This window comes from Streptomyces sp. NPDC058145 (assembly GCF_042884245.1).
Classification (GTDB): Bacteria; Actinomycetota; Actinomycetes; order Streptomycetales; family Streptomycetaceae; genus Streptomyces.
Map to the genome: position 1 here is coordinate 868,179 of NZ_JBHVUH010000001.1, position 26,185 is coordinate 894,363.

Below are 26,185 nucleotides of genomic sequence, written 5' to 3' on the forward strand. Positions count from 1 at the left end.
ACATCAGCGGCTCCGCCGCGTGGGCGCGGACGACCCGCGGCCCGCGGAATCCCGCGGTCCAGAGCTCCCATCGGCCCTACGACTCAGGCAACGTCAGCCTCGCCGCCGCGCCCCCGTCCACCGCGTTGCCGAACGTCAGCCGGGCGCCCAGCACCTCCGCCTGCCCGGCCGCGATCGTCAGCCCCAGCCCGTGGCCCTTGGCGCCGCCCTCGGTCCGGAACCGCTGCGGGCCGTGCGCCACCAGGTACTCCGGATAGCCGTCCCCGTGGTCCCGCACCGTCACCACCGGACCGTCCACCGTCAGTACCACCGGCGCCCGCCCGTGCTTGTGCGCGTTCGCCACCAGGTTGCCCAGCACCCGCTCCAGGCGCCGCCGGTCCGTCTCCACCCGGGCGTCCCGCACGATCCGCACCTCGGTGTCCGTCCTCGAGGCCCGCACCACCCGCCCGGCCAGCGCGCCCAGCTCCTCGAAGTCCAGCTCACGACGCTCCCGCCGGGTGTCCAGGCGGGAGATCTCCAGCAGGTCCTCGGTGAGCGTGCGCAGCGCCGCCACCCGGTCCCGGACCAGCTCGGTCGGCCGGCCCGGCGGCAGCAGCTCGGCCGCCGCGTGCAGCCCGGTCAGCGGAGTGCGCAGCTCGTGCGCCACGTCCGCGGTGAACCGCTGCTCGCTCAGCAGCTTGCCCTGCAGCGACGACGCCATGGAGTCCAGCGCGGCGGCGACCACGGCCACCTCGTCCTGCGGCCGCGTCGGATCCTTGGCACGCGGGTCGTTCACCCGGGCATCCAGATCGCCCGCGCTGATCCGCCGGGCCACCCGCGCGGTGCCGTGCAGCCGCCGTGTCACCCGGGTCACCGCGAACGCGCCCACCAGCACAGTCGCCCCGATCGCCAGCGCCGACGACCACAGGATGGACCGGTCGAGATCGGCGATCGTCCGGGCCTGCTGCGAGTAGTCGACCGCCACCGTGAGCGCCCGGTGGCCGTTGGCCGGACCCGCCGCCCACATCGTCGGCCGCCCCTGGTGCGAGGAGACCATCGTGCCGCGCTTCCCGGCCACCGCCAGCGCCCGCAACCGCCCGGGCAGCCCCTCGGGATCCAGTCCCGCTCCCGGCAGCAGCGCGTCCCCGGCCTCGTACGCCGCCGTGGCGTCGTCCAGCCGGGACAGCGCCAGGTCACGGGCTCGGCCGACCGTCTGATTGGTGACCGACACATGCACCAGAACCCCGAGCAGCGCGGCCAGCGCACAGCTCATCACCGTGATGAACGCGGCCGTCTTCACCGCCAGCGCCCCGGCCCACCGGGGCAGCGCGAGCCTCATGAGCCGCTCGCGGACGCGCCGGGGGACGCCGTCGCGGACACCGGCGGGGCCGCCGATCCGGACGCCGACGGGGACGGCTTACGGCCGTGCGGGCCCCTGCCGGTACGCAGGAACTCGTCCCGGGAGAGCACCATGGCGCGCCGGTCCGGATCCCAGATCCAGGTGGTCCGGTACTCGTACCCGGCGATCCCGGCCGGAGAGCGCTCGATCAGGGCCCGGCCGGCCAGCTCCACCCCGATGATCGCGTCGTTGTCGGCCAGCACCTGCACGAGCCGGTGCTTCTCGACCGTGTAGACCCGCACCGCCGTCTGGTTGGTCGGGTACAGCCGGAAACCGAGCGTCATGTCGTCCCGGCCGTCCCCGGTCAGATCCCGGTGGTACGCCCTCAGCAGCGGACACCGCGCCCGAACCCCGCCCGGCTCGCACTCCCGCACCCGGTCCACGGTCGCGTGGTACGCACCCTTCGACCCGTAGTCGTCCGGGTGCGCGGCGATCTCCGCCCGCACGACGTCCACCGGATCGACCTTCCGGATGTCGTCGCCGGGCACCGTGACGCCCTTGACGGTCACCCGGGTCGCCACGGCGTACGGGTACGCGGGGCTGGACGCCGGCCGCAGATCCGGCCAGAGCCGCGCCGGACTGACCGCGGTCGGTGTCGCCCCGGCGCCCTCGAGCCCGCCGCGGTCCCCGCAGCCCACCGCCGCCACCGACAGCAGGGCGACGACGGCCGCGGCGCGGGCGCTGCGACGGGCTGGCCTGCGGGCTGACACGGGGCTCCTGGTGCTTCAGGGGACAGTGAGGGCGACGGTGACGATCGGGGCCGGTACACCCTATGCGCAACTCGTAGGAAGGTCCTTTTTGCACACCTGGGGCCCCCGACCGGCCACAGACGCCGTCCACCCCCGGAACCGAAGCCTTCCCGCCTGCCCCGACCGGGCCCCGCCCTCCGAGGCCGACCTTGTCCTTGCCGTCACCGCGCCCGCCTGTTCCCATGGTCAGGGGGTGATGCACGCATGAGCGGCACGAGCGGCATGGGCGGCGAGGGCGGCATGAACGGACTGCGCGTGGTGCCGGCCCGGCAGCAGGGCCACGAACGCCTGTACGTGTGCGGCCCGGACGGAACGAACGCCGCCTGGTACGACCGTGACACCGGCCGGGTGAACCTGATCGCGGCGGACCGCGAGGCGGACGTGATGGACGCCCTCAAGCCGTTCCTGGCCGGCCCGGTGACCGTGGGCCCGCCCCCGGTGCCCACCCCCGCCGAACTGGCCCGGCTCACCCTCCACCCCGACGACGACCTCGCCCCCAACCGCCCCGGCGAGGCCCTGCTCGTCGCCCTCGACCGCGACCCCGGCCCCGCCCGCCGCCTCCGCCCCGACCCGCGCCGCCGCGCCCTGACCGCCGAGCAGACCACCGGCGAGGCACTGGACCGCCTGGAGGGGGCCGGCTGGCACACCCTGCACTCCCTCCCGCTCCCCGGCGGCGACCGCATCCACCACCTGCTCATCGGCCCCGGCGGCCTCTTCGCCGTACACGCCCTGTACGCCCGCAAGCGGCGGGTTCTGGTCGCCGACCCGATGATCACCCTGGGCCGCAACGACCCCGAGCCGGTCCTCCGCCGCCTCCGCGCCGACGCCGACCGCGCCTCCTACGCCCTGACCGCCGAGGTCCACCCCCTCCTGGCCCTCCTGGACCCCACCGACATACGCACCCCCACCCCACCCCGAGGTGTCCACATCCTCCGCACCACCGACCTCCCGACCCTGGCCCACCTGGGCGCCGTACTGAAGCCGGCGGACGCCGAGGCCCTCCACGCGATGGCCCGCGACAGGAGAACGTGGGCGGCGTTGTAACCGGCGGAGGACACAACAGCCCGTCCGGCGTTCGAGGACAAGGCCCGCGAGACCGAAGCGGGGGCCCGGGGGCGGCAGCCCCCAGCAGGGGTCACAGGGGACGGAGGCCCCTCCCGGGGACGGGAAGGGGCGGTGCCGGGGGATGCGGGGGATGCGGGCGCGAAAGAACCCGCCAAGCCACCCCCGCATCCCCCGGCACCGCCGCTAGGGCAACTCCCCAACCCCCCGCCCCTCCACCAGCCCCCTCATCAGATCCCCCGACTCCCGCACCCGTCCCACGACATCCCCCGCCAAGAACTCCAACTCCTCCGCCCCCCGGCACCCCTCCACCTCCCCCCACGTCACCGGCGCGGAAACCAGCGGAGCGACCCGGGCCCGAACCGTGTACGGCGCCGCCGTCGTCTTCCGCCCCGCGTTCTGACTCCAGTCCACGAACACCTTCCCCGGCCGCAGACTCTTCGTCATCCGGTGCACCACCAGCCGCGGCATGGCCCGCTCCGCCTCCACCGCCAGCGCCTTCGCGTACTCACTCGTCCGCTCCGACGAACTCCCCCGTACCGCGGCCAGCAGATGCAGCCCCTTCGACCCGGCCGTCTTCGCGTACGCCTCGATCCCGTCCGCCGCCAGCCGCTCCCGCAGCCACAGCGCGACCTCGCAGCACTGGACGATCGTCGCCGGCGCCCCGGGATCCAGGTCGAAGACCAGCCGGTCGGCCTCCTCGGGCGACCGCACCAGCCACTGGTGCGTATGGAACTCGGCGACCAGGTTCGCCGCCCACACCAGGCTCGGCAGGTCCCGCACCACCACCATCCGCGCCGGCCCCTCCGACCGGGGCACCTCGGCGGTCATGACCCAGTCGGGGGTACCCGGCGGAACGTTCTTGGTGAAGAACACCTGCCCGTCCGGCCCGTCCGGATAGCGCAGCAGGGACACCGCCCGGTCCCGCAGATGCGGCAGCATCACGTCGGCGACGCTCGCGTAGTAGTGCAGCAGCTCCCCCTTGGTGAAGCCGGTCTCCGGATACAGCACCTTGTCCAGGTTGCTGAGCGCGACCCTCCGGCCCTCCACCTCTGTGATTGGAGTCATAGGATGACAATCCCAGACAAACACCCGCATATCGCAATGCAGCACACGTAACGCCCAAACGGAACGGAGGCCGCGGCACGTGCGATCCATCTGGAACGGCGCCATCTCCTTCGGGCTCGTCAGCATCCCGATCAAGCTGGTGAACGCCACCGAGAGCCACTCGATCTCCTTCCGCCAGATCCACACCGAGGACAGCGGCCGCATCCGCTACCGCAAGGTGTGCGAGCTGGAGGACCGCGAGGTCAGCCAGGCGGAGATCGGCAAGGCGTACGAGGACGCCGACGGCACGATCATCCCGATCTCCGACGAGGACCTCTCCCACCTCCCGATCCCGACCGCCCGGACGATGGAGATCGTCGCCTTCGTGCCGGCCGACCTGATCGACCCGCTCCAGATGGACGCGGCGTACTACCTCGCCGCGAGCGGAGCCCCCGCCGCCAAGCCGTACACCCTGCTGCGCGAGGCCCTCAAGCGCAGCAACAAGGTCGCCATCGCCAAGTACGCCCTGCGCGGCCGCGAACGTCTGGGGATGCTGCGCGTGGTGGGCGAGGCCATCGCCATGCACGGACTGCTCTGGCCGGACGAGGTACGCGCCCCCGAGGGCGTCGCCCCGGACGGCGACGTCACCGTCCGGGACAAGGAACTCGACCTCGCGGACGCCCTGATGGACACCCTGGGCGAAGTCGACCTGGAGGACCTGCACGACGAGTACCGCGAGGCGCTGGAGGAGGTCATCGCGGCCAAGGCGGCAGGCGAAACCCCGCCCGAGGCCCCCGAGCCCGCCCAGGGCGGCAAGGTGCTGGACCTGATGGCGGCCCTGGAGAACAGCGTCCGCGCCGCCCGCGAGTCCCGGGGCGAGCGACCGGCCACCGAGGAGACGGAGGAGGCCGAGGTCAGGTCCCTCACCCGCCGCCGCTCCGCCCCGAAGGAGACGGGCGGCAAGAAGTCCACGGCCACGACCTCGAAGAAGGCCCCCGCCAAGAAGACCGCGGACTCGAAGAAGTCGACGGCCAAGTCCACCCAGAGCGCGAAGAAGGCCACGCCGGCGAGGACGACGTCCAGGTCCACCGCCGGATCCACGTCCGGGTCCACCGCCAAGTCCACCGCCAAGTCCACTGCCAAGTCCGCCACTTCGGCCGGACAGACGGCGAAGAAGACCACGGCGAAGAAGACGGCGTCCCGCAAGCGCTCGGCCTGACGGCGGGGCGGGCGCGGGGCCGGAGCAGGCCCGGAGCAGGGCCCAGGACAGGGAATGGACCGGTATTCCCGCCCCCGAGGTGGGACGACTCGGGCACGATGTGGGCGTGACTTACGTGGTGACCGTGACCATGGCCCCTGCCAAGGGCGCTCCGGAACTCGACACGCTGCAGCGGGAGGGCGTGATCTTCCTGCTGCGGAAGGGCTTCGACTCGCTCGAAGCGGTCGAGGGACCGGACGGCATGGAGATCGAGCTGATGGACGACGTCATAGCCGCCCATCCCGGAGGTGCCCTGCTCAAACTCTTCGTGGACGCACCGGCGCTGGAGTTCGCGGAGGACGCCGCGCGCGAGGTCGTGGCAGAACTCCTGGAACGCACCGAACCGCTCGCCGACTGGCAGATCGCCCGCTGCGCGGTGGAACTGAACTCCGCGCTCCTGCAGGAGAGCCTCGACGCCGCCGACGGCCCCGACGCCCCGCCCGCCGACCCGGCGGAACGCGCCCGCCGCCACGCGGCGGCCGAACCCGCACCGGCGCAGGGCCGCCTCGACCGGGCCGAGGTCGAGGCCATGCGCACCAGACTCCGCACCCTGGCCCCGGCCCTGAGGGCCTTCCCCCTCGACCTCTTCGGCTTCTCCGACGACGAGGACGAGCGCACCGTGTCCCGCGAAGCAGCCGAAATCGCCGCGGGCGCGCTCGTCTTCGCCATCGACCTCCTGGTGGACGAACTCTTCACCGACCTGGCCGGCCTGGAGGAGGACGGCCCCACGGTGGCCGAGAGCGACGCCACCTTCATGCTCCTGGACGACCTGCCCTCGCAGTACGCCGACGAGTACACCGTCCTCTTCGCCCGCCGCCTCACCGTCACGGCGGTCACCCTGACGGCCCGCCTCACCCAGCCCCACTTCACCGGCCCCCACTGCGTGGCCGAGGACATCCTGCTGAGAGTCCTGCTCACCCAGGCCGAGGTCGCGGCCGACCTCTACGACCTCCTCACCGACGAGGTCACCACAGCCTTCGAGACCCTCACTGACACTCTCGACGAGGACCCCACCCACGACCCCCTGGACCACGCCCCACCCGGAGTGGAGAACTGGTTCACGCCCTTCGACGCCGAGAGCCCCGTCCACCCGTACGCCACCAACGACGACGAGGAGTCCCTGCAGGGCCGGTGACCGCAGCCGAGTGAGGGACTGGACCCCCCGGATGGCTTTCCCGATGAGCGCCGCGCGGAAAGTCGATCTAGCTTCGAAACGAGCGCCGAGTGGATCTTCTGATGGTGCGCTCTTCTGATTCGAAGGAGGACGACGAATGCGCAAGCTCCGAACGGCCGTTGCCGCGGCCGCCATCATCGGTGGCGTCGGCTTCATGGGAGCCGTCCCGGCCACCGCCCAGCCCATGGGAGGAGGAGGTCATGGCGGCGGTTGCAAGTCCCACGACTTCAACATCGACATCCTCGGCAATGTGAACGTCGGCGGCGGCGCGCTCGGCAACCTGTTCAACGGTGAGGGCAGCCCGGGCGCCCAGTACACCGATGTCGGCTCCGACTGCGGAGGCTGGTAAGACCACCTCCAAGCGCACCCGAATAGGTCCGGGCATCCGGCTGACGAAGCCCACGCCCACTCCACCATCTGTGGCAGAGAGTCTCATCTCAAGGTGGATACCAAAGGCCCCGCACCGTCACCGGTCCGGGGCCTTTGGGTTGGTGTACCGAGATTCCGGATCCAGGAGTCCGCCGACTCCATGGGCACTACAGTCACATGTGTGCGACGCGTCACGTTGCGTCGTACGTCGGGCGGTTGGGGCCAGCCACCTTCGCGCCTGACTCGCGCCGGTTGGGGGGCAGCATGAATGAAATGATCAAGGGCTCGAATGTGGCTCTTGCATCCCTGAGCGAGAACGTCGGATCGGTCATCGTCAGTCTGGGCTGGGGGAGCCCGACCGGCGAAGGCGACGCGGATGTCTCCGTCCTGTTGCTGGACGTGAACGGCAAGGTCCGCGGCGACACCGACTTCTACTTCTACAACAACCCGGTCGCCGCCGACGGGAGCGTGCAGCTACTGGGCAAAACCCCGACGGCGGACGGAAACGAGGACCGGATCGGCTTCGACCTCGCCGCGGTCCCGGCCGACGTCGACCGCATAGTCGTCGCCGCCAGCCGCTACAACGGAGCGCGCTTCGGCGAACTCGAGGACGTCCACCTGTCATTGGCCGACGGGGCCGGTGACGGCCTCCTCCGCTTTCCCATCGACGGTGTCGACTCGATGAGCGCGATCATCTTCGGCGAGCTGTACCGGCGCGGAGAGGAGTGGAAGTTCCGCGCTGTCGGTCAGGGCTACGACACCGGTCTCGCCGGCCTGGCCACGGACTTCGGCGTCGACATCGAGGACGACGCGGAAGCGGTGGAGGCACGGGACGACGCGGCGGCCGACGACCAGGAGGCCATGACCGCACCGGCCCCCGCCGACGAACCGGGCCCGCGAAGCACGCCGGAAGCCGTCCCGTCTCCCCGCCGGCCCTCCGAAGCCGACGAGTCACGGAAACCGGCCACTCGGCCGCGTACCGCCAAGAAGAAGATCACCCTGCCCAAGGTGGCCAGGAAGACGCTGGCGGAGAACGAGTCCTGGAGAGAGGCCCGGCTCTTCCCGGTGTCGGCGCTCAAGAGCGACCGGGAGCGGGAAACGCGAGCCACCTCGGTGCTGCTGTCGGTGATGGCACAGGTACCGGAGTTCGGCAGGAGACTGACCGCGGCGTTCGGAGCGCCAGCGGGCCGCATGGAGACCTTCGCCGAGGTCACCCTGCCGCACGGCGACTCACCGCGACGCCCCGACGGAGTGATCCGCGTCGAGCGGGCCGGCAAACTGTGGACGGCCCTGGTCGAGACGAAGACCAACGGCAACGCCCTCAAGGCCGATCAGGTGCAGGCGTACATGGACATCGCCGCACGCCGCGGGTACGAAGCCGTGATCACGCTCTCGAACGACGTCGCGCTGGAGGGCAGCCCGCTCGTCGACGTCAAGATCGACCGACGGCGCAAGCACAAGGTGGCGCTCCGGCACCTCTCCTGGGCGGAGGTCACCCACCAGGCCCAGCTGCTGATCCGCCACGAGGGCGTCGGGAACGCGGCACACGCCTGGCTCCTCCAGGAACTGCTGCACTACCTCCAGCACGACAACTCCGGCTGCCACGGCTTCCAGAACATGGGGCCGGCCTGGGTCCCCGTACGCAACGGAATCGACGACGAGACCCTGTGCCAGGGAGACGGGCGCGCCTTGGAGGTCGTCGAGAGCTGGGAGCGGCTCATCCGGCAGGTGTGTCTCGGCCTGGGCGGCGAACTGGGCCAGAAGGTCCTGCCCGTCCAGCGCGCCAGGCGGGGAACGGACCCGGGCGAACGCCGCAGCCGCCTCGCCGATCAACTCTGCCAGGACGGCAGGCTGGACGCGGAACTGCGCATCGACGGAACGCCCGGCGTCCTGGCGGTCAGCGCGGACCTCCGCACAGGCAAACTGCGCACCTCCATCGAAGTTCCGGCACCCGAACAGGGCTACCCCCTGTCATGGGCGAAGCGGCTCGTACGCCGCCTGGCCGACGCCCCCGCGGACCTCCACATCGAAACCCTCGTCGAGGGTGAGACAGGCGGCCCCCGCGGCACCCTGGAACGGCTTCGCCCCGAGCCCGCGGACCTCCTCCCCAAGGACGGCGGCACCCGCATCACCGGCTTCCGCCTGACCTTGCTCAAGGGCATGGGAAGCGGCCGCGGCAACGCGGAGACCGGCTTCATCCGCAGCGTCGACGAAGCGGTACACCGTTTCCACAAGTCCGTGGTGATCCACCTGGACCGCCCGGCACCCCGCCGAGCCCCGTCCGGGGAACCGGTCACGACGAGTTGAGGGCGGGCGCACGCCTCAACCGTCCCGCCGGACTGCGCCAGCCGATGCCACGAGGCCCCGGGTACTGCCCGGGGCCTCGTGTGCCGGCCGCCGGGCCCATGGACGCGAGCTCTCCACCCGAGCCGGAACGAATCGGCGGGCAGCGCAATCCGCCCACGCCGTGCCGCCTTGAACACGGCCGAATCGGGCGATCACATATCGCCCGTGCTTCGATCGCCGTCCTGGCAGGATGGCGCCATGGAACGTGTGCTTGGAATCGGTGGGTACTTCCTGCGGGCCGCCGACCCGGCAGCCCTGAGTGCGTGGTACCGCGACTGCCTGGGCCTGGACGCGGATGAGCACGGTATGTGGCGCCAGTCAGCCGGCCCAACGGTGTTCGCGACGTTCGAGCCCGAGACCGACTACTTCGGCTCCCGCGCCCAGCGAACCATGCTCAACTTCCGGGTCCGCGACCTGGACGCCATGCTCGCCCAATTGCGCGCCGGGGGCGCTGACGTGGCAGACGAGACACAGGACATGGAGGGCGTCGGCCGATTCGGCTGGGTCACCGATCCCGAGGGCAACCGCATCGAACTGTGGCAGCCCGCCTGACCTTGCCCTCGGCGGAGCCGTGCTGGTGGCCTACCAACTGGCCAAGAAGCGAGCCTCGGCCAGGTCCGCGCGGTCACGTCGGAGCGTCGGCGTCGAGGCCGTGCCGATCGCTGCGCACGGTGCCTGGACGGACGACAAAACGTCGCCGGCCGGAGTACCGAGGACTACTCGGCGAGCCCGGTGTCCTGCACCTCTTCCGTTCGCCGCCCGGCACGGAACACCTCCGTGGCCGTCCCCACCAGAAAACCCGCGGCGAGCAACCCGATCACGATCGCCCCCTGCCGTGCTCCGTCGGCGTCACGTCCGTCGAGGTAAGCAACGTTGCGCACCTCGGTGGGGCGGGCCGGGTTGTATGCGACGGGTATGTTCGCCCCGGGCTTCGCGTCGTTTGCCGAGCCAGACGGGACATCGACATCCGCGCGCACGGAACCGGACGGCGTACCGAAGCGCACGGTCACCGAGGTCACCCAGCCCTCCTCCGACCGGCCGGTGATCTCGACTACGGTCGCGTCGGTCCTGAGGCCCTGGGCCCGGAGACCCGCCAGCACCTGGTACTCCTGAGCGGCTCGCCACCCCATGACTCCAGCAATGGTGGAGAACACCAGGAAACCCGCGGCGGCCAACCGAACTTTGGCCCAGCGGGGCGCCACCAGCCAGGACTCCGGTCCGAGCCGCAGCAGCCCAGCCATCAGCCGACCCGGCGAAGGAACGTCCAGGCCCTGGTGTCGCACCAGCCTGAAAACACCGTCCGCTGCAGCCAGTGCGGCCGCCCAGCCGAGAAGGTAGACCCACAAGGGCCCAAGCGGCCCGAAGACCACCCACACCACGAAGGCAACCACAACCGCGAGCACTCTCCACCCAACGGCAGAGCCGTACTCGTCCCGGCCGTCGCCCAGTACGGATTCGCGCTCGTCCATCTGAGCCTCCACACCCCGTCACGACAAGAGACTCATCGGTTGCCGTACCGGTTGTAGGAGCACCTGGCTGTCCCATGTCGGCAGCCTCGCTCGCTTGCGGGATTCCCCCTGCGCGGAAGCCCTCACATCCCGTCCACAGCCGCCCGCGAACCCTGACAAGGCCGCCCTACGCCCCTATTACGTGGGCGCTCTGTCCGGCGGTGGGGCTGCGCCGTATCGTCGGAGACATGATCTCGGGCAGCGGCGGGGAAGTGCACGGCGGCGGTACGGAGTTCACGGCAGAGGGGATGGAAGTCGTCCTCCGCGAGGCGTGCGAGGCGGCCGGACTGGATTCGACCGGGGCAGAGCTGCTGCGTCTGGGATCCAATGCGGTCTACCGGCTGGAGTCCTTACCGGTCATCGTCCGCATCGCGCGTGACCCGGCCGTTCTTGCCGAGATGGAACGGGCCGTGGACGTCGCCCGGTGGCTGGAGACGGTCGACTTCCCGGCAACACGTGTCCTGGCCAGCGTCGCTCAGCCCATTGCCGTGCGCGGACTGGTGGTGACCTTCTGGGAGAGCGTCCAGGAGCGCGAGGAGTACGCGACGATTGGAGAGCTGGCCGACCTGCTCCGCCGGTTCCACTGGCTCGAAGAACCCGAGTCGCTGCGCCTCCCGTACTTCGACCCCTTGGCCAAGCTGTCGGCCTCGCTGGACGGTCTGACTGATGTCTCCGAGGAGGATCGGTCCTTCCTGGACGAGCGGGCGGCCAAGCTCGCTAAGGAGTACGACAGATTGGACTTCGTCCTTCCCTTCGGCCTGATCCACGGGGACGCCAACATCGGGAACCTCCTCCGCCACCGGGACGGCCACGCGGTCCTGATCGACCTCGACGGCCTCGCTCTCGCCCCGCGCGAATGGGACCTGATCCTGACCGCGATCTACTACGAACGGTACGGCTGGCACACCAAGGCGCAGTACGCCGAGTTCGTCCATCGGTACGGCTTCGACCTCATGAACTGGCCCGGATACGAGACCTTGGCCGACCTGCGAGAACTGATGATGGTCGCGTGGATCGGCCACCGGGTGGGCACGAGTGAGCGTTTTGCCGCCGAGTTCGCGCGACGCATGCGGTCTCTGCGAACGGGCGAGGGCCGCGACACTTGGGGTGCTTTCTAGCGGCTCCTCTTGGCAGAGGGTGATCCGAGCTGCGTCGCACTGCCCTGAGGCTGCGGAGCAGTCCGCGCCTGCTTCTTTCGCCGTCGCAGACTAAGGAGGTGCTGGGTGTCTATGAGGAGGGGAAGGGGTCCCTGGCGACGGGGGACGCACCAGGGAACCCCCCTGATCAGCGCCTGCGCCTCACCTCGTCCTTGACGGCACGAACCGAGCGCACAGCTTTGATCATTTTGTTCGACAGTCCTGGGACTTGATCGGCGAGGTAGCCGAGAACGGTCACACCTCCCGCGATCGAGCCGACAGCCACTGCCGCCCAACCCGCCACTTCCATATGCCCTCCGAGGGTGTCGTGATGACGGGCCGGAAGACCGGAGCCTTCCGACGCCCCCGAGAGCCCTCGACTATGAGGACTACGGACGTAACAGGAGAATCCACTGTAGCCACTGGAATGGTGACGGCATAGACCGTCAGACAAGCCATAGGCGCGGCGGGTAGTACAACCCTCAGCACTGCACCAATGGGCTCCAGGGGCCTGCTGGAAGAACTACGCTCCCGCGGCAACCCACAACCGGTGCTCTCGCGCCTCTTCTGCAAGGTCACGCGCTGCTGCACTGGGGCCGGCCGCGGTCAGGTTCTGGCGAAACTCGGCGAGATAGCTGATGCACCGCGCAGACTTCAGCTGCTCGCCGAGATCCATGGCGTCGAGAGCGACGCGGCAAGCCTCCTCGACGTCACCGGCGCGCAAGTGAGCGTCGGCGAGAACCATGGTCGCGAAGAAGTCGCTTCGTACGTGGCTGCCACTCATGGCGTTCTCGGCATGGGCTACCGCCTGGCGGGCCCTGTTGACGTCTCGGAAGCAGTGGGCGGCTTCTGCGGCAAGCTCTGCCTCATCGAAGTAGCTGATCCACTCAGGTTCGTCCTCGCTGTTCCGACTCTCAAGCGCCTTGGTTGCCGCGCTCAGGGCGGCCTCGCAGGCGGCGACATCCCCGGTGCGGGCAAGGGCGCGGGCATCCATCGCATGGAACTGGGCTCGCAAAGTCGGCGTGGCTACGGGGGAAATGCCCATGAGCGCTGCGCGGGCGAGAGTGGCGGCCTGGGTGTATCGGCCGAGGAAGGTTGCTTGATGACTCATCGCTGACAGGATGCTGCCCGCTAACCGTCGGTCGTTGGCGTCCTGAGCGAGGCGGAGCGCCTGGAGGAAGTATCGCTGGGCGAGCCCAAGACCAGCCAACGAAGGGACGCTTCGTTCCACGCAGGCTCGGACGGCTCTGCCCTGAGCAGCGGGTCGTACTGATTCAGATCCGCGCGCCACAGCTGGCTGACCGTCTGAATGGCGTCATCGGGGCTGGCGGGATACGCGGCGTCGAGCACGGGAGCGTCTTTCGCCTCTCCGTGATTGAGTCCGAGTTCTGCCGCACTTACGTCGAAGGCATCGCAGAGCAGCGGGCCGTAGAAGTCGTCGGGGGCGCTGTGGTCGTTCTCCCAACTGGCAATGCGGCGCTTCACGCTGGTGTCCGACGGGAGCTGATGTCCACGCTGTGTGGCCGCCTGGCGTAATTCCCTCACCAGCCGCGGCTGGCTCCAGCCCCGGCTGATACGAGCCTCGCGTAGGCGGGCACTGGTCGGCTTCATGAAGACGTGACCCTTCACTCCCGTGCGCATGCGCCGGCGTGGCAACTCGGCCTGTCCGATCGAATGTACGCGCTGGTGATTGCTTCTTGCAGTCAGTAATCGGAGATCGTCCACGCATTGGGGGTGACGAAGGATGACGTGGCGCGCGTGGACGCGTCATCCCCCGTCACCCGTCGTCATCTGCCCTGGGCAGGGGCTGGACCGTGAGTCTGGATTCACGGCGGCACCGGGGCCGCACGGTATCTCCGACTGAGGGTGAGACGACGTGCAGAGGATGACGAGGCGGGGCATCGAATGGCTGTCCGCGGCGGCGCACAACCCGGCTGAGTGCCGACAGGTCTGGGCGGACGACCCGCGGAGGCCCAGCCTGCTGCCGACCGGCCGCTTCTTCGACGTGCTGAGCGTGGAACAGCGCCTCGGGATGGAGATGTTCGACCGCCTCCAGCGCAGCGGAATGCCGTTCGGACCTGCGATCGCCGACCGCAAGGCGCAGCGAGTCGGGTTCTTCCTCGGCTCGGTGGCCCGTGAGACGTTCCTGTTCTACCTGGGACGCGAGACGTCCTCCCCACCGCCGTACCGGTACCTCGGAGAGGGCTGCGCGGTCGTGGTACCGGGCCCCATTCCGCTGTCCGACGACCGCTACCAGTGGCTTCGCGCCCCGATGCGTCGGCCGGAGGCCAACCCGCTCCGCCCGGTCGCCCTCGCGACCGCGCTGGTCGCCTCCGCGGAGCTCCTGGCCAGGATCGACCGCTTCGACGAGAGGTACCCGACCCCGTACGCGGCGGTCGCTGCCCTTCCCGAGGAGACAGACCACTGATGCCGAATGAGCCGACCGACGGACGCGACGCCGCCGCGTGGTCGCCTCTCGACAGCGAGGGCTGGTACGCGGCCCGAAACGCGACCACGGCAGTGCGGGACGCCCTCGTGCGCGCCGGCCTGGAGAAGGACTTCCCGTACCTGCGCGCGGACTTGAACGCCTTCGGGCACGGGCTTGTCGAGCTGGGCCGGGTGTCCCCCGACACGGCCGAGCGCCTGGCGGAACTCCTTCGCCTGGCCCTGGCGAGCGGACTCCGCCGAGACAGTGAGGGCGTCGAGCACGCACAGACCACCGCCGAAGAACACAAGGGAAGGATCTGAAACCATGACCGACCGGCGAGGAGTGGTGGCCAAACGGGCAGAAGACTTGGTACCCGGTGTGCCCTACGTCCGCGGCTGGAACCGTGCACGACAAAGCGCCGGCGCCTTGGCCGATCAGCTCGTCCTGCTGGGACTGGACTCCGACTTCCCCGGCATGGTGGCGGACGTGAACGTCGTCGGTGACGGACTGGTGCAGCTCGGGACCGTACGTCCTGAAGCGGCCGAACTGCTGGCGGCGCTGATCGCGGCAGGACTGCGAGCGGAGCTGCACGGCACGACGGCTGAAACGCCTGCGACCGCTCGACGGGAAGCACCTGCGGCCTGAACCGCTCCTCGAACGCCGGTTGGCCGCGGTCCGAGCGTGCTCCCGCGATCAGCTGGTCTCGCCCCGTACGACATCGTCCCCCAGCGCTGTCGTACGGGGCTACTTGCTGTCCCGGTGTACCTGGCCTGCCGCTCGGCCGGGACCGGCGCCCCAGCGCCGCAGCCCGGACGAAGCGGCAGGCCGACGGGTGACATCAGCTTGGGAAGCAACGGCGCTTGCAGGGACAGACAGCTTCTGACCTGGGCATATACGCTCCGGCGTGGCGTCCGCGGGCGCTGGGCGCACCGCTGTTGACCGTGGTCCACCGATCTTACGGGCACGCTACGGGCACGCCGTCCGACGGGAGCCGCCTGGCCGGCACGGCGACGACGGGTGACCGGTGTGAGCCGCACAGCGACGCGCGGGGTGATCGTCAGCTTCAGGCGGGAACCCGAGCACGGTCGCACCGGACGGCAGAGCGGTCCTCAGGCGTAGTGCGAGACCCTTGAAAACCCAGAGCTGACGGCCGCGTTGCGCCTATCGTGCGGCGACAGGCGCGGAGTGGAGTTCGTGGACCAGCTGCGGGGTGAGCAGCTCACCCGTGCGGTCGGCGAGGACGGCCATTTCGTAACCGACGAGGCCGACGTCGCATCCTTCGGCGGCCAGGACGCCGAGGCAGCTTCCGTCGCGGATGCGGCCGATCATGAGGAAGCCTCCGAGCATTTCGATCATGACGAGTTTCATGCCTTTGAAGCCGTGGGCGGTCGCCGCGTTCTGGGCGAGGCTGGTGATGCCGGAGACGACGGCGGCGAGGTGGTCAGCGCGATCCTGGCCGAGACCGTCCGAGGCGGCCATGAGCAGGCCGTCGGATGAGACGGCGACGGCGTCGGTGACGCCGTCCGTAGTGCGTACGAACTCCGAGATGAGCCAGCCGAAACTCTGGACGGCGGTGGTCACGATGACGCTCCTTGAGTGGTGCGGGCTTCAATGGCACGGGCTTCGGCGCGGGCGACACCTGCTCGGAAACCGTTGAGCAGGCAGGAGACAGCGGGCGGGGCCGGCGGGAGCGGGGCGGCGGGTTCCTGTGCGGGGGCGAGCAGGCGCCCGGGGAGGGCGAGGAGGGCGGACAGGCCGCCGCCGGGAGTGTCGAAAAGGTGGACCTGGGCGCCTTCACCAAGGCGGTGGGCGAGCCGGCCGACGACGAGGTGGCCGAGGAACCGGGTGGGAGAGGTGAGGAGGGCCTCGTCCCCGGAGCCGGAGAAGCGGGCGTGGGCGCGTTCCTTGTCGGCTTCGGACACGCCCACGCCGTGGTCGACGACGGCGAAGCAGTACGTGCCGTCCTCGGTGTCGTACCAGCCGTGCACCTCGACGGGTTCGGTCGGCGGCGAGAAGATCAGCCCGTTCTCGATGAGTTCGGCGAGAAGGTGGGCGACATCGGCGACGGCGTGCCCCCGCACCTGTACCGGCTCCACGGCCGCGATCAGCACCCTCCGGTACTGCTCCACCTCGGCGATGGCGGACTGGACGACCTCCAGGCCGCCGGCCGGCGCTGCTGTGGGCCGCGGCGGGTTCTGCCCGGCCAGGACCAGCAGGTTCTCGGCGTTGCGCCGCATGCGGGTGGCGAGGTGGTCGAGCTCGAAGAGCTCGGCGAGGGCATCCGGGTCGAGTTCCTGCCGTTCCAGGCGGGTGATGAGACTGAGCTGACGACGTACGAGGTTCTGGTTGCGGCGGCCGAGATTGGCGAGCGATTCGGTGGTGGTGCGGCGCAGGGCGGCCTGCTGGGCGGCCAGGTGGAGGGCGGTCTGTTCCACCTGGTACAGGGAGGCCGCGACCTCGGCGATCTCGGCTGTGCCGCCCAGCAGCCGTGCATCGGGGTGGTCCGGGGTGTCCGCCGCCGGCAGTAGTTCCCCGTGGTTGGGTGGAGACTGTTGGATGCGGGCGACGGTTGCGGGCAGCCGGTGCCGTGCCACGTCGTGGGCGGCCTCGGCGAGTGCACCGAGCGGGCGGGTGAGAGAGCGGGAGGCGAAGGCGGCGAGACCCGCGACGAGGGTGGCCACGAGCGCTCCCGCGACGAGGTAGGCGGCGAGGCCCGTCTCGGCGTCGTGGCTGAGCCGGTCGGCCCGGTCCCGCACATCGTCACCGACCGACTGCTGGACGGCGTACAGATCGTCGACGAGTACGGTCATCGCGTTCCACCAGGCGCCGGCGTCGGCATGGAGTGCCGAGCCGTCGGCGGCGTCCTCCGCCTGATTCTCGTAGGCGGTGGCGCGTCTGGCGTACTCGGTCGCGAAGGCGTGCTCCAGGGTGGTGCGTTGGGATGAGGTGGCGACCTGCCGGAAGCGGTCCAGGGCGGTGATGCGCCTGGCTCGCACGTCGGTGAAGGTGAGGTACTCGCGGCCCTGGAAGGCGCCTTCGGCGAACACGCCGTTGAGCAAGCCGCGTTCGAGGGCGAGGGATTCCTTGGCGGCGGCCAGCTCCCTCAACGCCGCGAGCCCATCGCTCAGTTGGTGGTCGGCGCGCGTTGCAGTCTCCGCCACCGGGTCGACGGCGTCGAGGGCGTCGATGGCGGTGGTGTAGAAGGTGAGGGTCGCGGCTCTGCCGGCGCCTCCCCTGTCGGCGGAGGCACGGATACCGGACAGGCGTCCCAGCTGCCTGCGGATGACACCCTCGATGGCGTTGTCATCCCTCATTCCGGCCAGCGCCGCATCCACGCGCTCGCGGGTAGCGGCCAGCTCCGGCCGAAATGCCTTCCTGCCGCCCAACAGGCCGTTGGTCAGGCCGCGTTCGCGTTGCAGCTGGTGCACCAGGGCCTGGACCCGGAGACTGAGGTCGACTTCGGCACGGGTCGTCCGGGCGTCGCCGAGGGCCTCGGCGCGGCCGTCCACGGCGAGGCCGGTCACCGCCAGCAGCAGGCAGACCGGGACCGTGATGACCACTGCCACCCGGCCCCTGATGCTGCGCCAGCCAGGCACCGGGCGACCGCCGGATGCGGTTCGGCCACCGCGGCGCCGTAACGAACCGCCCCGACCCGGGCTCCCCTTGTCCGGGCTCCCCGTGTCCGGGCTTCCCGCGTTCGAGCCCAGCTTGCCGATCGCGCCCAGCCTGCCGAGCAGTGGCCGTACCGGCTTCCATACCCTCATACGTCACGAAGCTAGTCCGACCGCCGTGCCCGCCGGTTTCGGACCCGTTAGACCGCGTGGGAAGTTCCGTTGCGCCACTCTCACACCGCGGGCGAGGAAACTGTGACGGTGGACGACAGGGCCGGTGATCCGCGTCGGAGGCGGGTGCCTGTCAGACACGAAAGCCGCCATGACCGTTCCCGGCGGAGTCGCGTGGCGGACGCAGCTTCGGCTTCCCCGACACCGGGGGCGAGGCACAGATCGGTTACCGGTCCGATCCGCCCGGCGCGCGCCCGGCCGTTGCCGCCCGTGGGAGCGATCGCTATCGCGCCTGTCTCCTTCGGCACGGTCAACGAGTGGGGCAAATGGCCTAGACATCTAACAAACCCCAGGCCGCTGACCTGGGGTTTCGCTCTGGAGCGGGTGACGAGAATCGAACTCGCGCTCTCAGCTTGGGAAGCTGAGGGGATACATCGTCGATTCGGTCCCTGAGCTGGGCGAACGGCCGCTTCGTGGCCTCGGTCAGCGCCGTCGCTGTCACCGTAGTTCCCCGCCATATCTGGTGCGCTTGTGGTGCGTCAGGAGCTCTGGACGTCCCGGCCGCAGTAGGTGATCTTGATCGGGCACCAGGTGTGTTTGACCGCGCCGCAGCCGGTGGATACGCGCACTTCTAGGCATTGGTCGACGGCGCGAGTTCCCGACGATGTTCCAGCCATGTGCGGCTTAGGTCGCCCCAGATCGCCTGATACTGGCCAAAGATCTCGTTCAGCTGATCGAACGTGAGCTCGTCGGCGGCCGCCGATGCCACGAGGTATTCGAGGTCATCGGCAAGTCGCTGGAACCGGTACTGCGCTTCCTCCGTCAGAACCCACCGGGAGCGCCAGTTGAAGAACGGTTCGACGGCTCCCAGCAACGTCACCAGCGCCACACACGCCAAGGCCAGACCAGCCCACGCGTTGAGGTTCTGCAGGCCCAGGATGACGGTGGACCCAGCGGACAGTACAAGCGTCGCCACCTTGGTGACGGCGGCACTTCGACTGAACCGCTTCTTCTTGCCGCGGGCGTAGCCGTAGCCCTGACGAATCTTGTCCAACAGGAGGGCGGCTGCCTCCCTCGGGCTGAGACCAACGCCCAGGCCACTGTCCGGCTGCACTCCGCCCCCAAGCTCTGTCGCCACCTTGCAGCACGCTGCCTTGGCAATCGCGCGCCTAGCGTAGCCGCTCAAGGCTGCTACAACGGAAGGTGATCTGGCGGTCTAAGTGGCTCTGACCTTGTATTTCTGAGTCAGGGTGGCGGGACTTGACCCGCGATCTCTTCGTCCCGAGACAACTTGAGCAGGGACGCCGACTTGGGCCAGGGCACTGCTCACCCGCGGCGATCGTCCGTGGGCGTCCATGGGTGTCCGCCGCTGTGCGCGGACGTTGTCACGCAGTTACTGGCTTCGGCGCTTCAGGGTGACGACGGCACGAGGCCGAGCGAGTAAGCCGTCCCCCTTTCCCTCGTCCTCTACGGCAGGCCGACGCGGTTCGCCATCACACGCAGCACCTCATCCAGTGCCTTACGTTGCTTCCCGGTCAGCCCGGCCACGAACTCCTTGTCCAGGGTCCGTGCCAAGGATGTGCAGCGGTCCAGCAGGCCTCGCCCCTCCTCGGTGAGTGTCAGTACCTGTCGTCGGCGGTCCTGCGGATCCCGGACCCGCTGAACCGCGCCGAGACCCTCCAGGTGGTCGGCCAGCGACACCATCAGGCTGGGCGCGACCCCCATCCGCGCGGCCAGTTCCTGCTGGGACGCCACGGCAGCAAGGCTGAGCGCGGCCATCAGGCCGACGTGCTTCGGTTTGAGACCCAGCCCCTCGATCTCCTCTGTGAACCGGTCGGTGACCGCCGTGCCGAGAGTGCCGAGCCGGAACACCACGGTCGAGGTCAGGCCCGAGGCATCGCCGGCCGTCGCCCCGTTGACATCGCTCATGTCGAGAATGATAGCGTCAAAAAACCATTCACAATCAGAATGATTCACGGGGAGACGTAACAATGAACTCGTCCACCGCCGAGGCCATCCTCATTGCCGCCAACAGCCTCGCCTCCCTCACCTCGGCCGGCTTCTGCATCGCCGGAATGATCAGGCCCGGCCTCGCCCTGCCCAAGGGCATGGCCGTCAACGGCGGCACACATCTCTACGCGAACGCCTACGGAGCCCGGGCGATCCCCCTCGCCTGCGTCACCCTCGCCCTGTTCGCCATGGGCAACCGGTCTACCGTCGCCCCCGTTCTCGTCGTCGCCGGTCTGGCCCAGATCGGCGACTCCGTGATCGGCGTACAGCAGCGCAACAGGGGCGTGACCGTCTCCGCCGGCCTCCTTGGTGCTCTTCACCTCGCGTCAGCGTGGTGGTTCCACATGCGCTGAAGGCTCAGCGGCCCGCATCTCAAGCGAGCTTGAGCCGGTTGCGTACGAGTGCTTCGGGTCCGCCAAGCGCGACAGAAGCGAGGTCCGCCAGGCTGTGCTTCCCGTCAGCCACTGCCGCTCCTCGGTCAGGCACCGCATTGCGAGGGAGACGTGTGTTCGGCCGGGTCTCGCACCAGCACGATTGGCGTCTTGGCAGAGCCGGGTCCTGGAGCCAGGCCGCATCACGGTCAGTTCGGCGACCGAGACCCGCCCGGGGGCGCGAGCGCCAAATCCAGCCGTCGCAGTCCGCCCGGACGCTCTTACTGACTTCGGCGTATTAGAGTCCGTCCCGTCTATCGAGAGCGAGCCCCGTCCCGGCCAGGAATCCACCGAGAATGTCATGCCGGTACTGCAGCGCCTTGAGCCGACTGCGGAGCAGAGTCTCCAACTCGCTCAGGGTGCGGGCGGCCAGGTTGGCCAGGCTCCGCTTGATGTGTGCCCACAGGCCCTCCACCGGGTTGAGGTCGGGCGCATACCCGGGCAGCAGGACCACTGTCAGCCAGTCCCGCTCGGCAACGAGTGCCTTCATCGTCTTGGAGATGTGGGTGCTCAGCCGGTCCCACACCATGATCAGCGGGGCCTTCAGCAGTTGGTGGGCGCCGTCCAGCAGGCGGATGTAGTCCGTCTCGCCCAGCGAGCGACGCTCGCCCTTGCGGGCGGTGTGCCGACGCAGCCGGTAGCACAGACGGGTGGGCAGGCCGGGCCGGTAGCACAGCAGCCCGGCCACGGAGAGCCGTCCCCGGCTGCGGCCGGAGACCTTGACTCTCGGGGTGATGCCGCGTCGGCCCCAGGTGCGGCCCTTGGGCGGACGGCCGGTCACGCCCGCTTCGTCCTCGAAGCAGATGAACGCGCCGGTCGCCGCCCTAAGGCTTTTACCTCCTGCCAGGTCGCCTCCCGCCAGGCGGTGATCGCGTCCTCGTCGCGTTCGGTGGCGGGCCGGGCGGGCATCTGCACGCTGTAGCCCATCCGGTGCAGCAGCCGGGTGACCCCGGAGACGCTGTGGAACTTGCGCCCGATCAGCGTGCATACCCTTGCCGCGGTCCACACCTGGTCGTCCACCCAGCCGTGCGCGGCCGGCCCCTCCCCGAGCCACGTCGCGAGCTTGGCCTGCAGGTGGGGGCCGAGCCTGCAGCCGTAGCCGGAGGGACCTCTGGAACGCAGCGCCTCGCGTCCGTCCGTCCTCCAGGTACGGCGCCACTGGTAGACCGACTTCTCACTCACCCGTAACTCCCGGGCGATGCACGGGACTTCCACGCTCTCCTCGAAGAGGTCAACGGCTCGCATCCGTACCTCTTCGCGGCGCCTGCGCTGCTCGGAGGTCAGCCCGCCCCCGTCCGGATACCGGATGCCGCCGGCGTACCAGTCTGGATGGACCGCGTCACCGGTCCCGACACAGATCCAGACCCTAAAACGCCGAAGTCAGTAGGCACTCACCCCACAGTTTCGGAGGGCCCGGCAACTGTCCCAGAGATCTGGCGCGCCAACTCCTCAACCATCTGGGGTACGACGCGTTGGGCGCCCTCGTCTCGCAGTGCTTCGGCCAATGCCTGATGGACCGCAGCGAACGGCTGCCCCGCATGTGAGGCACGGGTCCGGCTAACCGCCCGCTCGATCTTTGCGAGGTGGGCTGCCACGATCGGCATTGCCTTGGCGTATTCGCTGGGGTCCACGGCCATGGGCTAATACTCCAGAAGCTGAGGTGATCTGGGACCTGTCGTTGACCTGACCTGACCTGACCTGACCTGACCTGACCTGACCTGACCTGACCTGACCTGACCTGCGGCGGAAGGCGTTGGCGGCCGGTAGGCGGGTCCTTTGGTTTCCCCGGTGTTCCCCGCGGTTCCCTACACGATCTGGCACGCATCTGGCATGACCTCTTCGTCCCGAACTATCGGCTGCAGGATCATTGAGGTCCGCTGGGCTGGTTAGCTCGGCCGCTGACGGTTCATAGCGGTCGGCTGCGGTCGCGGTGGTTGCTGTACTTCGCTGCTGTACTGCAACGGCTCCGGAGGCCCTTGGTGTGCCAGGCATTTCTCCTGGTCAGAGGCTCGTTACATGACGAGCGATAAGACCCAGTCCACGAATGGTCCGCGCGATGCCTCGAGCGACCGGTGCGGTCGTCCTGATCGAGCTTCAGGTAGGGCCAGTGATCGAAGGAGCCGAAGTTGGCACCCAGCGGCTGGATCGCGCCGCCTCGACCGTCCCGCGTACGTACCATGCACCTGAGGCCGAGGTCCGCCTTGGCTGCGGCCGACCAGTTGAGGTTGACCTGCAGCTGTCCGTGCCCCGCGATCCGGGCCTGCGGCGACCAATCGCTCAGCTCGACCGGACTCCCGTTCACCCTCGATGTCTGCTGCGGCTCCCGCCGAGATTCCGGCACCGGCTCCGGCTCCGGTTCGATGATCACCCCCGGGGACGCCCCTTCGTCGACTTCAGTTGGACGGCCCCTCGCTTACGACCGTCCCCGCTCATCCGCATCACGCCCCCTCAACTGCGTGTCACGTCAGTCCCGACCGGATTCACAGAGCATCACACTTTCACTACAACCCTGCACTGCTCTCGACCGTCTCTTGTGGAGGATGTGAAGATCCATCCGATCGACGCCCATGCGGCTTGGGGGCCATGCGCGCTCCGATCAAACTCGCCGGTGCCGCCAGTGCATCGATCCGTCATACGACCTGGCGACAGCCATGGGCAGGATAGGGGAGCCCTGTGGGGGTTTTGCACGACAGATCGGTGACTGCCCGTCACCTTGAGGACCAGGCCCAGGATCCTGCGCTTGCCCCACGAGCTGAGGAACTACGGGCGCTCGCCCGTGCGATGGACTCTCGCGAACTCGACGCGCTGGACGCCTGGGCCGACCTCGACCTGATGGCCAACTTCGCCCGCCCCGAGAGCATGGTGTGCGACGTGACGCCGGCGACTAGCCGTCGGGCCGCCCTGGTATCGAAGACCGTCGACGGGCTGGACTGGGTCCTCGGCGCACTCGTCTTCATGCCGCTCATCTTTACCTGGTCCGGTCTCGCGATGGCGACCAGCGCCTATGGCGATCTCACGACCGCGGACTCGAAGGCGGCCACGCGCCCCTTCCTCCAGCTGTGGCAGACCGGCTTCGAGGGGCACCTCAGCGGATGGTTCGAGTTCGGCCACGTCGCCGAGGTCGGCAGCGTCGCTCTTCTTGCCCTACTCGCGCTAACGCTGCTCCACGGCAATCGTCGTGCCGCCGCGGACCGCGCAGAGCAGAGGGCGGAGCAGGAGACCCGTGCCGCGATGGCCCGCCTGGTGCCCGTACTGACCGAAGCCCAACTGATCCTCAACGCGCACCGCTTTGCTTCGCCGGGAAGGTTCGCGGAGGAGCTCAACAAGGCAGGCGGGAAGATCCAGCGCATGCACTCCAAGGCGCTCGCCGCACAGAAGCATCTCGTCGACGCCGCCGAGGTGGTCCGTGAGGCGTTGGAAAAGGCGGAAGAACGCCTCGCGAAAGCCGACGATTCGGTTCGCCCCCTCGAGACGGCGGTGGCGCGGATGGCTGACACCGTCCGGGACAGCGGCACCGCGATCCGCACGGCCGTACGCGACTTGGACCAGCCGCTCACGCAGGTCGGCGACGAGCTCCGGCATGCCGTCAACGGCCACCGCGAGGCCCTCGATCGTAGCCGCGACAGCCTGATCACCGCCACAAACGATCTTCGGAACCTCCTCTCCCGCACCACAGACAGGCTGGAGGCCACTGTCTCCGGCAACGGTGACGACGTCCGTACCGCGCTCACGGACGCGGCTCAGCGCGTCGAGGACTCCGTTACGCTACTGGCCGCCACGCAGCGCTCTTTCACCACCAGCGTCGAAGTAGTCGGCGACCTGCACAGCCAGCTCATCGACGGCCTCAAGGCCATGGCCGAACACACCGAGCAGGCGGCTGGGGACTCCCGGCAGGCCGTCTCCGGCATCGCCGACCGCACGAAGGCGCTCGACGAGGCCGCGAAGCGGTTCACTGCCCTGATCGACGTCGTGGAGCGTGCCGCCAAGGACGGCGACGCGGCGCGTGCGGCCGCCGAAATCGAGCGCCGCATGGCGGAGGACGCCAGGAAACAGGCGCAGGAAGCGCTCGCGAGGGCCGAGGAGATCTTGCGCCAGGCCTCAGCGTCGACACCGCCGGTGCCTCCTGCGTCGTCCATGTCGCCGAGTAACCCGTTCCCCGCGCAGCCGCAGCAACGTGAGCGCTCGGATGCCAGGCCGCATTCCTCCTCCAACGCCGCCTATCCCCAGCGGCCGCCGGTAAGCCTGGACAAGGCCTCATGACCGCCTCGTCCGGGTCCGCGAGCGAGAGGCGCCGGTTGAGTCGGTTCAACCCGCTGCACCTCGCCGGCTGGCTCTTCGCCGACATGCTCCTCGTCCTGGCCCTGGTCTCCCTGGGGGACCGGGCCGATCCGCTCGCAGCCCAGTCGGCGGCGAAGCCGAAGCCGTCGCCGTCCACCTCGGCGTCTGCGTCCCCTTCGCCGTCACCGACGCCCACCGGGCCCCGGTCGCTTGAGCTGAAGCCGGTAAAGATCCGGGTGCAGGCGGCCGCAGGCGACCGGTCTGCCATGGTCGCGCAGGTGCGTGCGGCCACTGAGCGGTACGGGGACCGCCAGGCCGCTCTGGTCCTCACCTTCGGCGAGTCTCCGGAGACCAGTCAGGGTCAGGCGTACGCCGATGAGATCAACAAGGCGCTGAAGAAGGCCCGTCCGGACATGTTCGGCGAGTCCGTGGAGCGCCCGTTCTGGCAGGGCAGCCCGACCTCCGGCAGCGCCGCGCTCGAAATCTACTTCTACACCCGCTGACGGCCAGGCCGTCGTCCCCCACGTTCCATCGATTCAGGAGCAAGCAATGCAGCTTCTTCCCTTCTACCTGGTCTGCGACGAGTCCGCCTCCATGGCCGCCGGCGGCGTGGACGCCATCAACGACGCCCTGCCGGATCTGCACGACGAGATCAGCTCCAACCCGGCCGTCGCCGACAAGGCTCGCTTCGCGATGATCGGCTTCTCCACCAGCGCCACCCTGCTCCAGCCACTGGTCGACCTCAGCGAGATCGACTCTCTGCCGTCGCTGTCGGCGGGTGGCGTGACGTCGTTTGCCTCGGCGTTTCAGCTGCTCAAGGACACCATTCAGAAGGATGTCGACCGGCTGAAGGGCGAGGGCCACTCCGTTTTCCGCCCGGTCGTCTTCTTCCTGTCCGACGGTGCTCCGACTGACATGCCGGACACCCTCTGGCGCGATGCGCTCAAGGAACTCAAGGAGTTCTCCTACGCCCCGAAGATCATCTCCTTCGGCATTGGCACGGCCGATCCGATGACGATCGCTGAGGTCGCCAACTTCAAGGCGTTCATCCAGGAGAGCGACAATGTTTCTCCCGCTGTCGCCCTTCGCGAGTTCGCGTCGAGCTTGACAAACTCGATCGTCAACTCGACCACCAGCATCTCGTCTAAGGGGGGCGAAGGCTTCGAACTTAAGGTCGACGACCACGTGGACGGCTACACCAGCCTCTCCCTGGACAAGATGTGAGCGCG

The 26,185-nt window shown here is 69.2% G+C and carries 24 protein-coding genes and 1 pseudogene; 14 read left to right on the forward strand and 11 right to left on the reverse strand.

Annotation, left to right across the window (positions count from 1 at the left end; genetic code table 11):
* Positions 1–76: 76 nt before the first annotated feature.
* Complete coding sequence (locus ACFVVO_RS04030) at positions 77–1,318, reverse strand: ATP-binding protein (protein WP_390051457.1); 1,242 nt, start codon at positions 1,316–1,318, stop codon at positions 77–79.
* The gene (locus tag ACFVVO_RS04035) at positions 1,315–2,088 is read right to left on the reverse strand and encodes a hypothetical protein (RefSeq protein WP_390051459.1); all 774 of its coding nucleotides are present in this window, start codon (positions 2,086–2,088) and stop codon (positions 1,315–1,317) included. The genes ACFVVO_RS04030 and ACFVVO_RS04035 overlap by 4 nt, the downstream gene beginning before the upstream one ends.
* Positions 2,089–2,367: 279 nt before the next feature.
* On the opposite strand from ACFVVO_RS04035, the gene ACFVVO_RS04040 reads away from it, so the two are divergent.
* Entirely contained in the window at positions 2,368–3,171 is an 804-nt protein-coding gene (locus ACFVVO_RS04040; protein WP_390051593.1) for a nuclease-related domain-containing protein, read from the forward strand.
* 204 nt (positions 3,172–3,375) lie between these two features.
* On the opposite strand, the gene ligD is transcribed toward ACFVVO_RS04040, so the two are convergent.
* Entirely contained in the window at positions 3,376–4,257 is an 882-nt protein-coding gene (ligD, locus tag ACFVVO_RS04045; RefSeq protein ID WP_390051460.1) for a non-homologous end-joining DNA ligase, read from the reverse strand.
* A gap of 79 nt (positions 4,258–4,336) precedes the next feature.
* Here ligD and ACFVVO_RS04050 point away from each other — a divergent pair, with 79 nt between their 5' ends.
* The 5 genes from ACFVVO_RS04050 (at position 4,337) to ACFVVO_RS04070 (ending at position 9,935) form a co-directional block, all read left to right on the forward strand.
* Entirely contained in the window at positions 4,337–5,455 is a 1,119-nt protein-coding gene (locus ACFVVO_RS04050) for a Ku protein (RefSeq protein WP_390051462.1), read from the forward strand.
* Positions 5,456–5,561: 106 nt separating this feature from the next.
* Entirely contained in the window at positions 5,562–6,629 is a 1,068-nt protein-coding gene (locus ACFVVO_RS04055; RefSeq protein WP_390051464.1) for a hypothetical protein, read from the forward strand.
* A 136-nt stretch (positions 6,630–6,765) separates the two neighbouring features.
* Positions 6,766–7,017 carry a hypothetical protein gene (locus tag ACFVVO_RS04060; RefSeq protein WP_390051466.1) on the forward strand — a complete coding sequence of 84 codons (252 nt, stop codon included), beginning with the start codon at positions 6,766–6,768 and terminating at the stop codon, positions 7,015–7,017.
* A 284-nt stretch (positions 7,018–7,301) separates the two neighbouring features.
* The gene (locus tag ACFVVO_RS04065; protein ID WP_390051468.1) at positions 7,302–9,344 is read left to right on the forward strand and encodes a TerD family protein; all 2,043 of its coding nucleotides are present in this window, start codon (positions 7,302–7,304) and stop codon (positions 9,342–9,344) included.
* Between the two features lie 237 nt (positions 9,345–9,581).
* Complete coding sequence (locus ACFVVO_RS04070) at positions 9,582–9,935, forward strand: VOC family protein (RefSeq protein WP_390051469.1); 354 nt, start codon at positions 9,582–9,584, stop codon at positions 9,933–9,935.
* Between the two features lie 164 nt (positions 9,936–10,099).
* On the opposite strand, the gene ACFVVO_RS04075 is transcribed toward ACFVVO_RS04070, so the two are convergent.
* Positions 10,100–10,852: a DUF3592 domain-containing protein gene (locus ACFVVO_RS04075; RefSeq protein WP_390051470.1), complete on the reverse strand. Its 753-nt coding sequence runs from the start codon at positions 10,850–10,852 to the stop codon at positions 10,100–10,102.
* Positions 10,853–11,079: 227 nt separating this feature from the next.
* Between ACFVVO_RS04075 and ACFVVO_RS04080 the strand changes: the two genes are divergently transcribed.
* The gene (locus ACFVVO_RS04080) at positions 11,080–12,009 is read left to right on the forward strand and encodes a phosphotransferase family protein (protein WP_390051472.1); all 930 of its coding nucleotides are present in this window, start codon (positions 11,080–11,082) and stop codon (positions 12,007–12,009) included.
* A gap of 541 nt (positions 12,010–12,550) precedes the next feature.
* Here ACFVVO_RS04080 and ACFVVO_RS04085 read toward each other — a convergent pair.
* Positions 12,551–13,512, reverse strand: a pseudogene (locus ACFVVO_RS04085) (hypothetical protein).
* A gap of 391 nt (positions 13,513–13,903) precedes the next feature.
* On the opposite strand from ACFVVO_RS04085, the gene ACFVVO_RS04090 reads away from it, so the two are divergent.
* Genes ACFVVO_RS04090 through ACFVVO_RS04100 form a run of 3 tightly spaced genes read left to right on the forward strand, consistent with a single transcriptional unit; the run spans position 13,904 to position 15,100 of the window.
* Positions 13,904–14,455 (forward strand): bifunctional DNA primase/polymerase, encoded by a 552-nt coding sequence (locus tag ACFVVO_RS04090; RefSeq protein WP_390051473.1) that lies wholly within the window; start codon positions 13,904–13,906, stop codon positions 14,453–14,455.
* The gene (locus tag ACFVVO_RS04095; protein ID WP_382031259.1) at positions 14,455–14,775 is read left to right on the forward strand and encodes a hypothetical protein; all 321 of its coding nucleotides are present in this window, start codon (positions 14,455–14,457) and stop codon (positions 14,773–14,775) included. The genes ACFVVO_RS04090 and ACFVVO_RS04095 overlap by 1 nt, the downstream gene beginning before the upstream one ends.
* Positions 14,776–14,779: 4 nt before the next feature.
* Positions 14,780–15,100: a hypothetical protein gene (locus ACFVVO_RS04100; protein WP_390051475.1), complete on the forward strand. Its 321-nt coding sequence runs from the start codon at positions 14,780–14,782 to the stop codon at positions 15,098–15,100.
* A gap of 516 nt (positions 15,101–15,616) precedes the next feature.
* Here ACFVVO_RS04100 and ACFVVO_RS04105 read toward each other — a convergent pair.
* The 4 genes from ACFVVO_RS04105 to ACFVVO_RS04120 form a co-directional block, all read right to left on the reverse strand.
* Positions 15,617–16,036: a roadblock/LC7 domain-containing protein gene (locus ACFVVO_RS04105; protein WP_390051477.1), complete on the reverse strand. Its 420-nt coding sequence runs from the start codon at positions 16,034–16,036 to the stop codon at positions 15,617–15,619.
* Positions 16,033–18,021: a nitrate- and nitrite sensing domain-containing protein gene (locus ACFVVO_RS04110; protein ID WP_390051479.1), complete on the reverse strand. Its 1,989-nt coding sequence runs from the start codon at positions 18,019–18,021 to the stop codon at positions 16,033–16,035. The genes ACFVVO_RS04105 and ACFVVO_RS04110 overlap by 4 nt, the downstream gene beginning before the upstream one ends.
* 847 nt (positions 18,022–18,868) lie before the next feature.
* A complete protein-coding gene (locus ACFVVO_RS04115; protein WP_390051481.1) occupies positions 18,869–19,291 on the reverse strand; it encodes a DUF4231 domain-containing protein in 423 nt (140 codons plus the stop codon).
* 413 nt (positions 19,292–19,704) lie between these two features.
* Positions 19,705–20,166, reverse strand: a complete 462-nt coding sequence (locus ACFVVO_RS04120) for a MarR family winged helix-turn-helix transcriptional regulator (protein WP_390051483.1) — start codon at positions 20,164–20,166, stop codon at positions 19,705–19,707.
* Between the two features lie 62 nt (positions 20,167–20,228).
* Between ACFVVO_RS04120 and ACFVVO_RS04125 the strand changes: the two genes are divergently transcribed.
* Entirely contained in the window at positions 20,229–20,600 is a 372-nt protein-coding gene (locus tag ACFVVO_RS04125; RefSeq protein ID WP_390051485.1) for a hypothetical protein, read from the forward strand.
* 316 nt (positions 20,601–20,916) lie between these two features.
* On the opposite strand, the gene ACFVVO_RS04130 is transcribed toward ACFVVO_RS04125, so the two are convergent.
* A complete protein-coding gene (locus tag ACFVVO_RS04130; RefSeq protein ID WP_390051487.1) occupies positions 20,917–21,459 on the reverse strand; it encodes a transposase in 543 nt (180 codons plus the stop codon).
* Positions 21,456–22,037 (reverse strand): transposase, encoded by a 582-nt coding sequence (locus tag ACFVVO_RS04135; protein ID WP_390051595.1) that lies wholly within the window; start codon positions 22,035–22,037, stop codon positions 21,456–21,458. Before ACFVVO_RS04135 ends, ACFVVO_RS04130 begins: the two co-directional genes overlap by 4 nt.
* Positions 22,038–23,459: 1,422 nt before the next feature.
* Here ACFVVO_RS04135 and ACFVVO_RS04140 point away from each other — a divergent pair.
* The 3 genes from ACFVVO_RS04140 to ACFVVO_RS04150 are packed head-to-tail and all read left to right on the forward strand — an operon-like array spanning position 23,460 to position 26,180.
* Positions 23,460–24,938, forward strand: a complete 1,479-nt coding sequence (locus ACFVVO_RS04140; protein WP_390051489.1) for a hypothetical protein — start codon at positions 23,460–23,462, stop codon at positions 24,936–24,938.
* Positions 24,935–25,459, forward strand: a complete 525-nt coding sequence (locus tag ACFVVO_RS04145) for a hypothetical protein (protein WP_390051490.1) — start codon at positions 24,935–24,937, stop codon at positions 25,457–25,459. Before ACFVVO_RS04140 ends, ACFVVO_RS04145 begins: the two co-directional genes overlap by 4 nt.
* Before the next feature lie 46 nt (positions 25,460–25,505).
* On the forward strand, positions 25,506–26,180 hold the full coding sequence (locus ACFVVO_RS04150; protein WP_390051492.1) for a VWA domain-containing protein: 675 nt from the start codon (positions 25,506–25,508) through the stop codon (positions 26,178–26,180).
* Positions 26,181–26,185 lie beyond the last annotated feature (5 nt).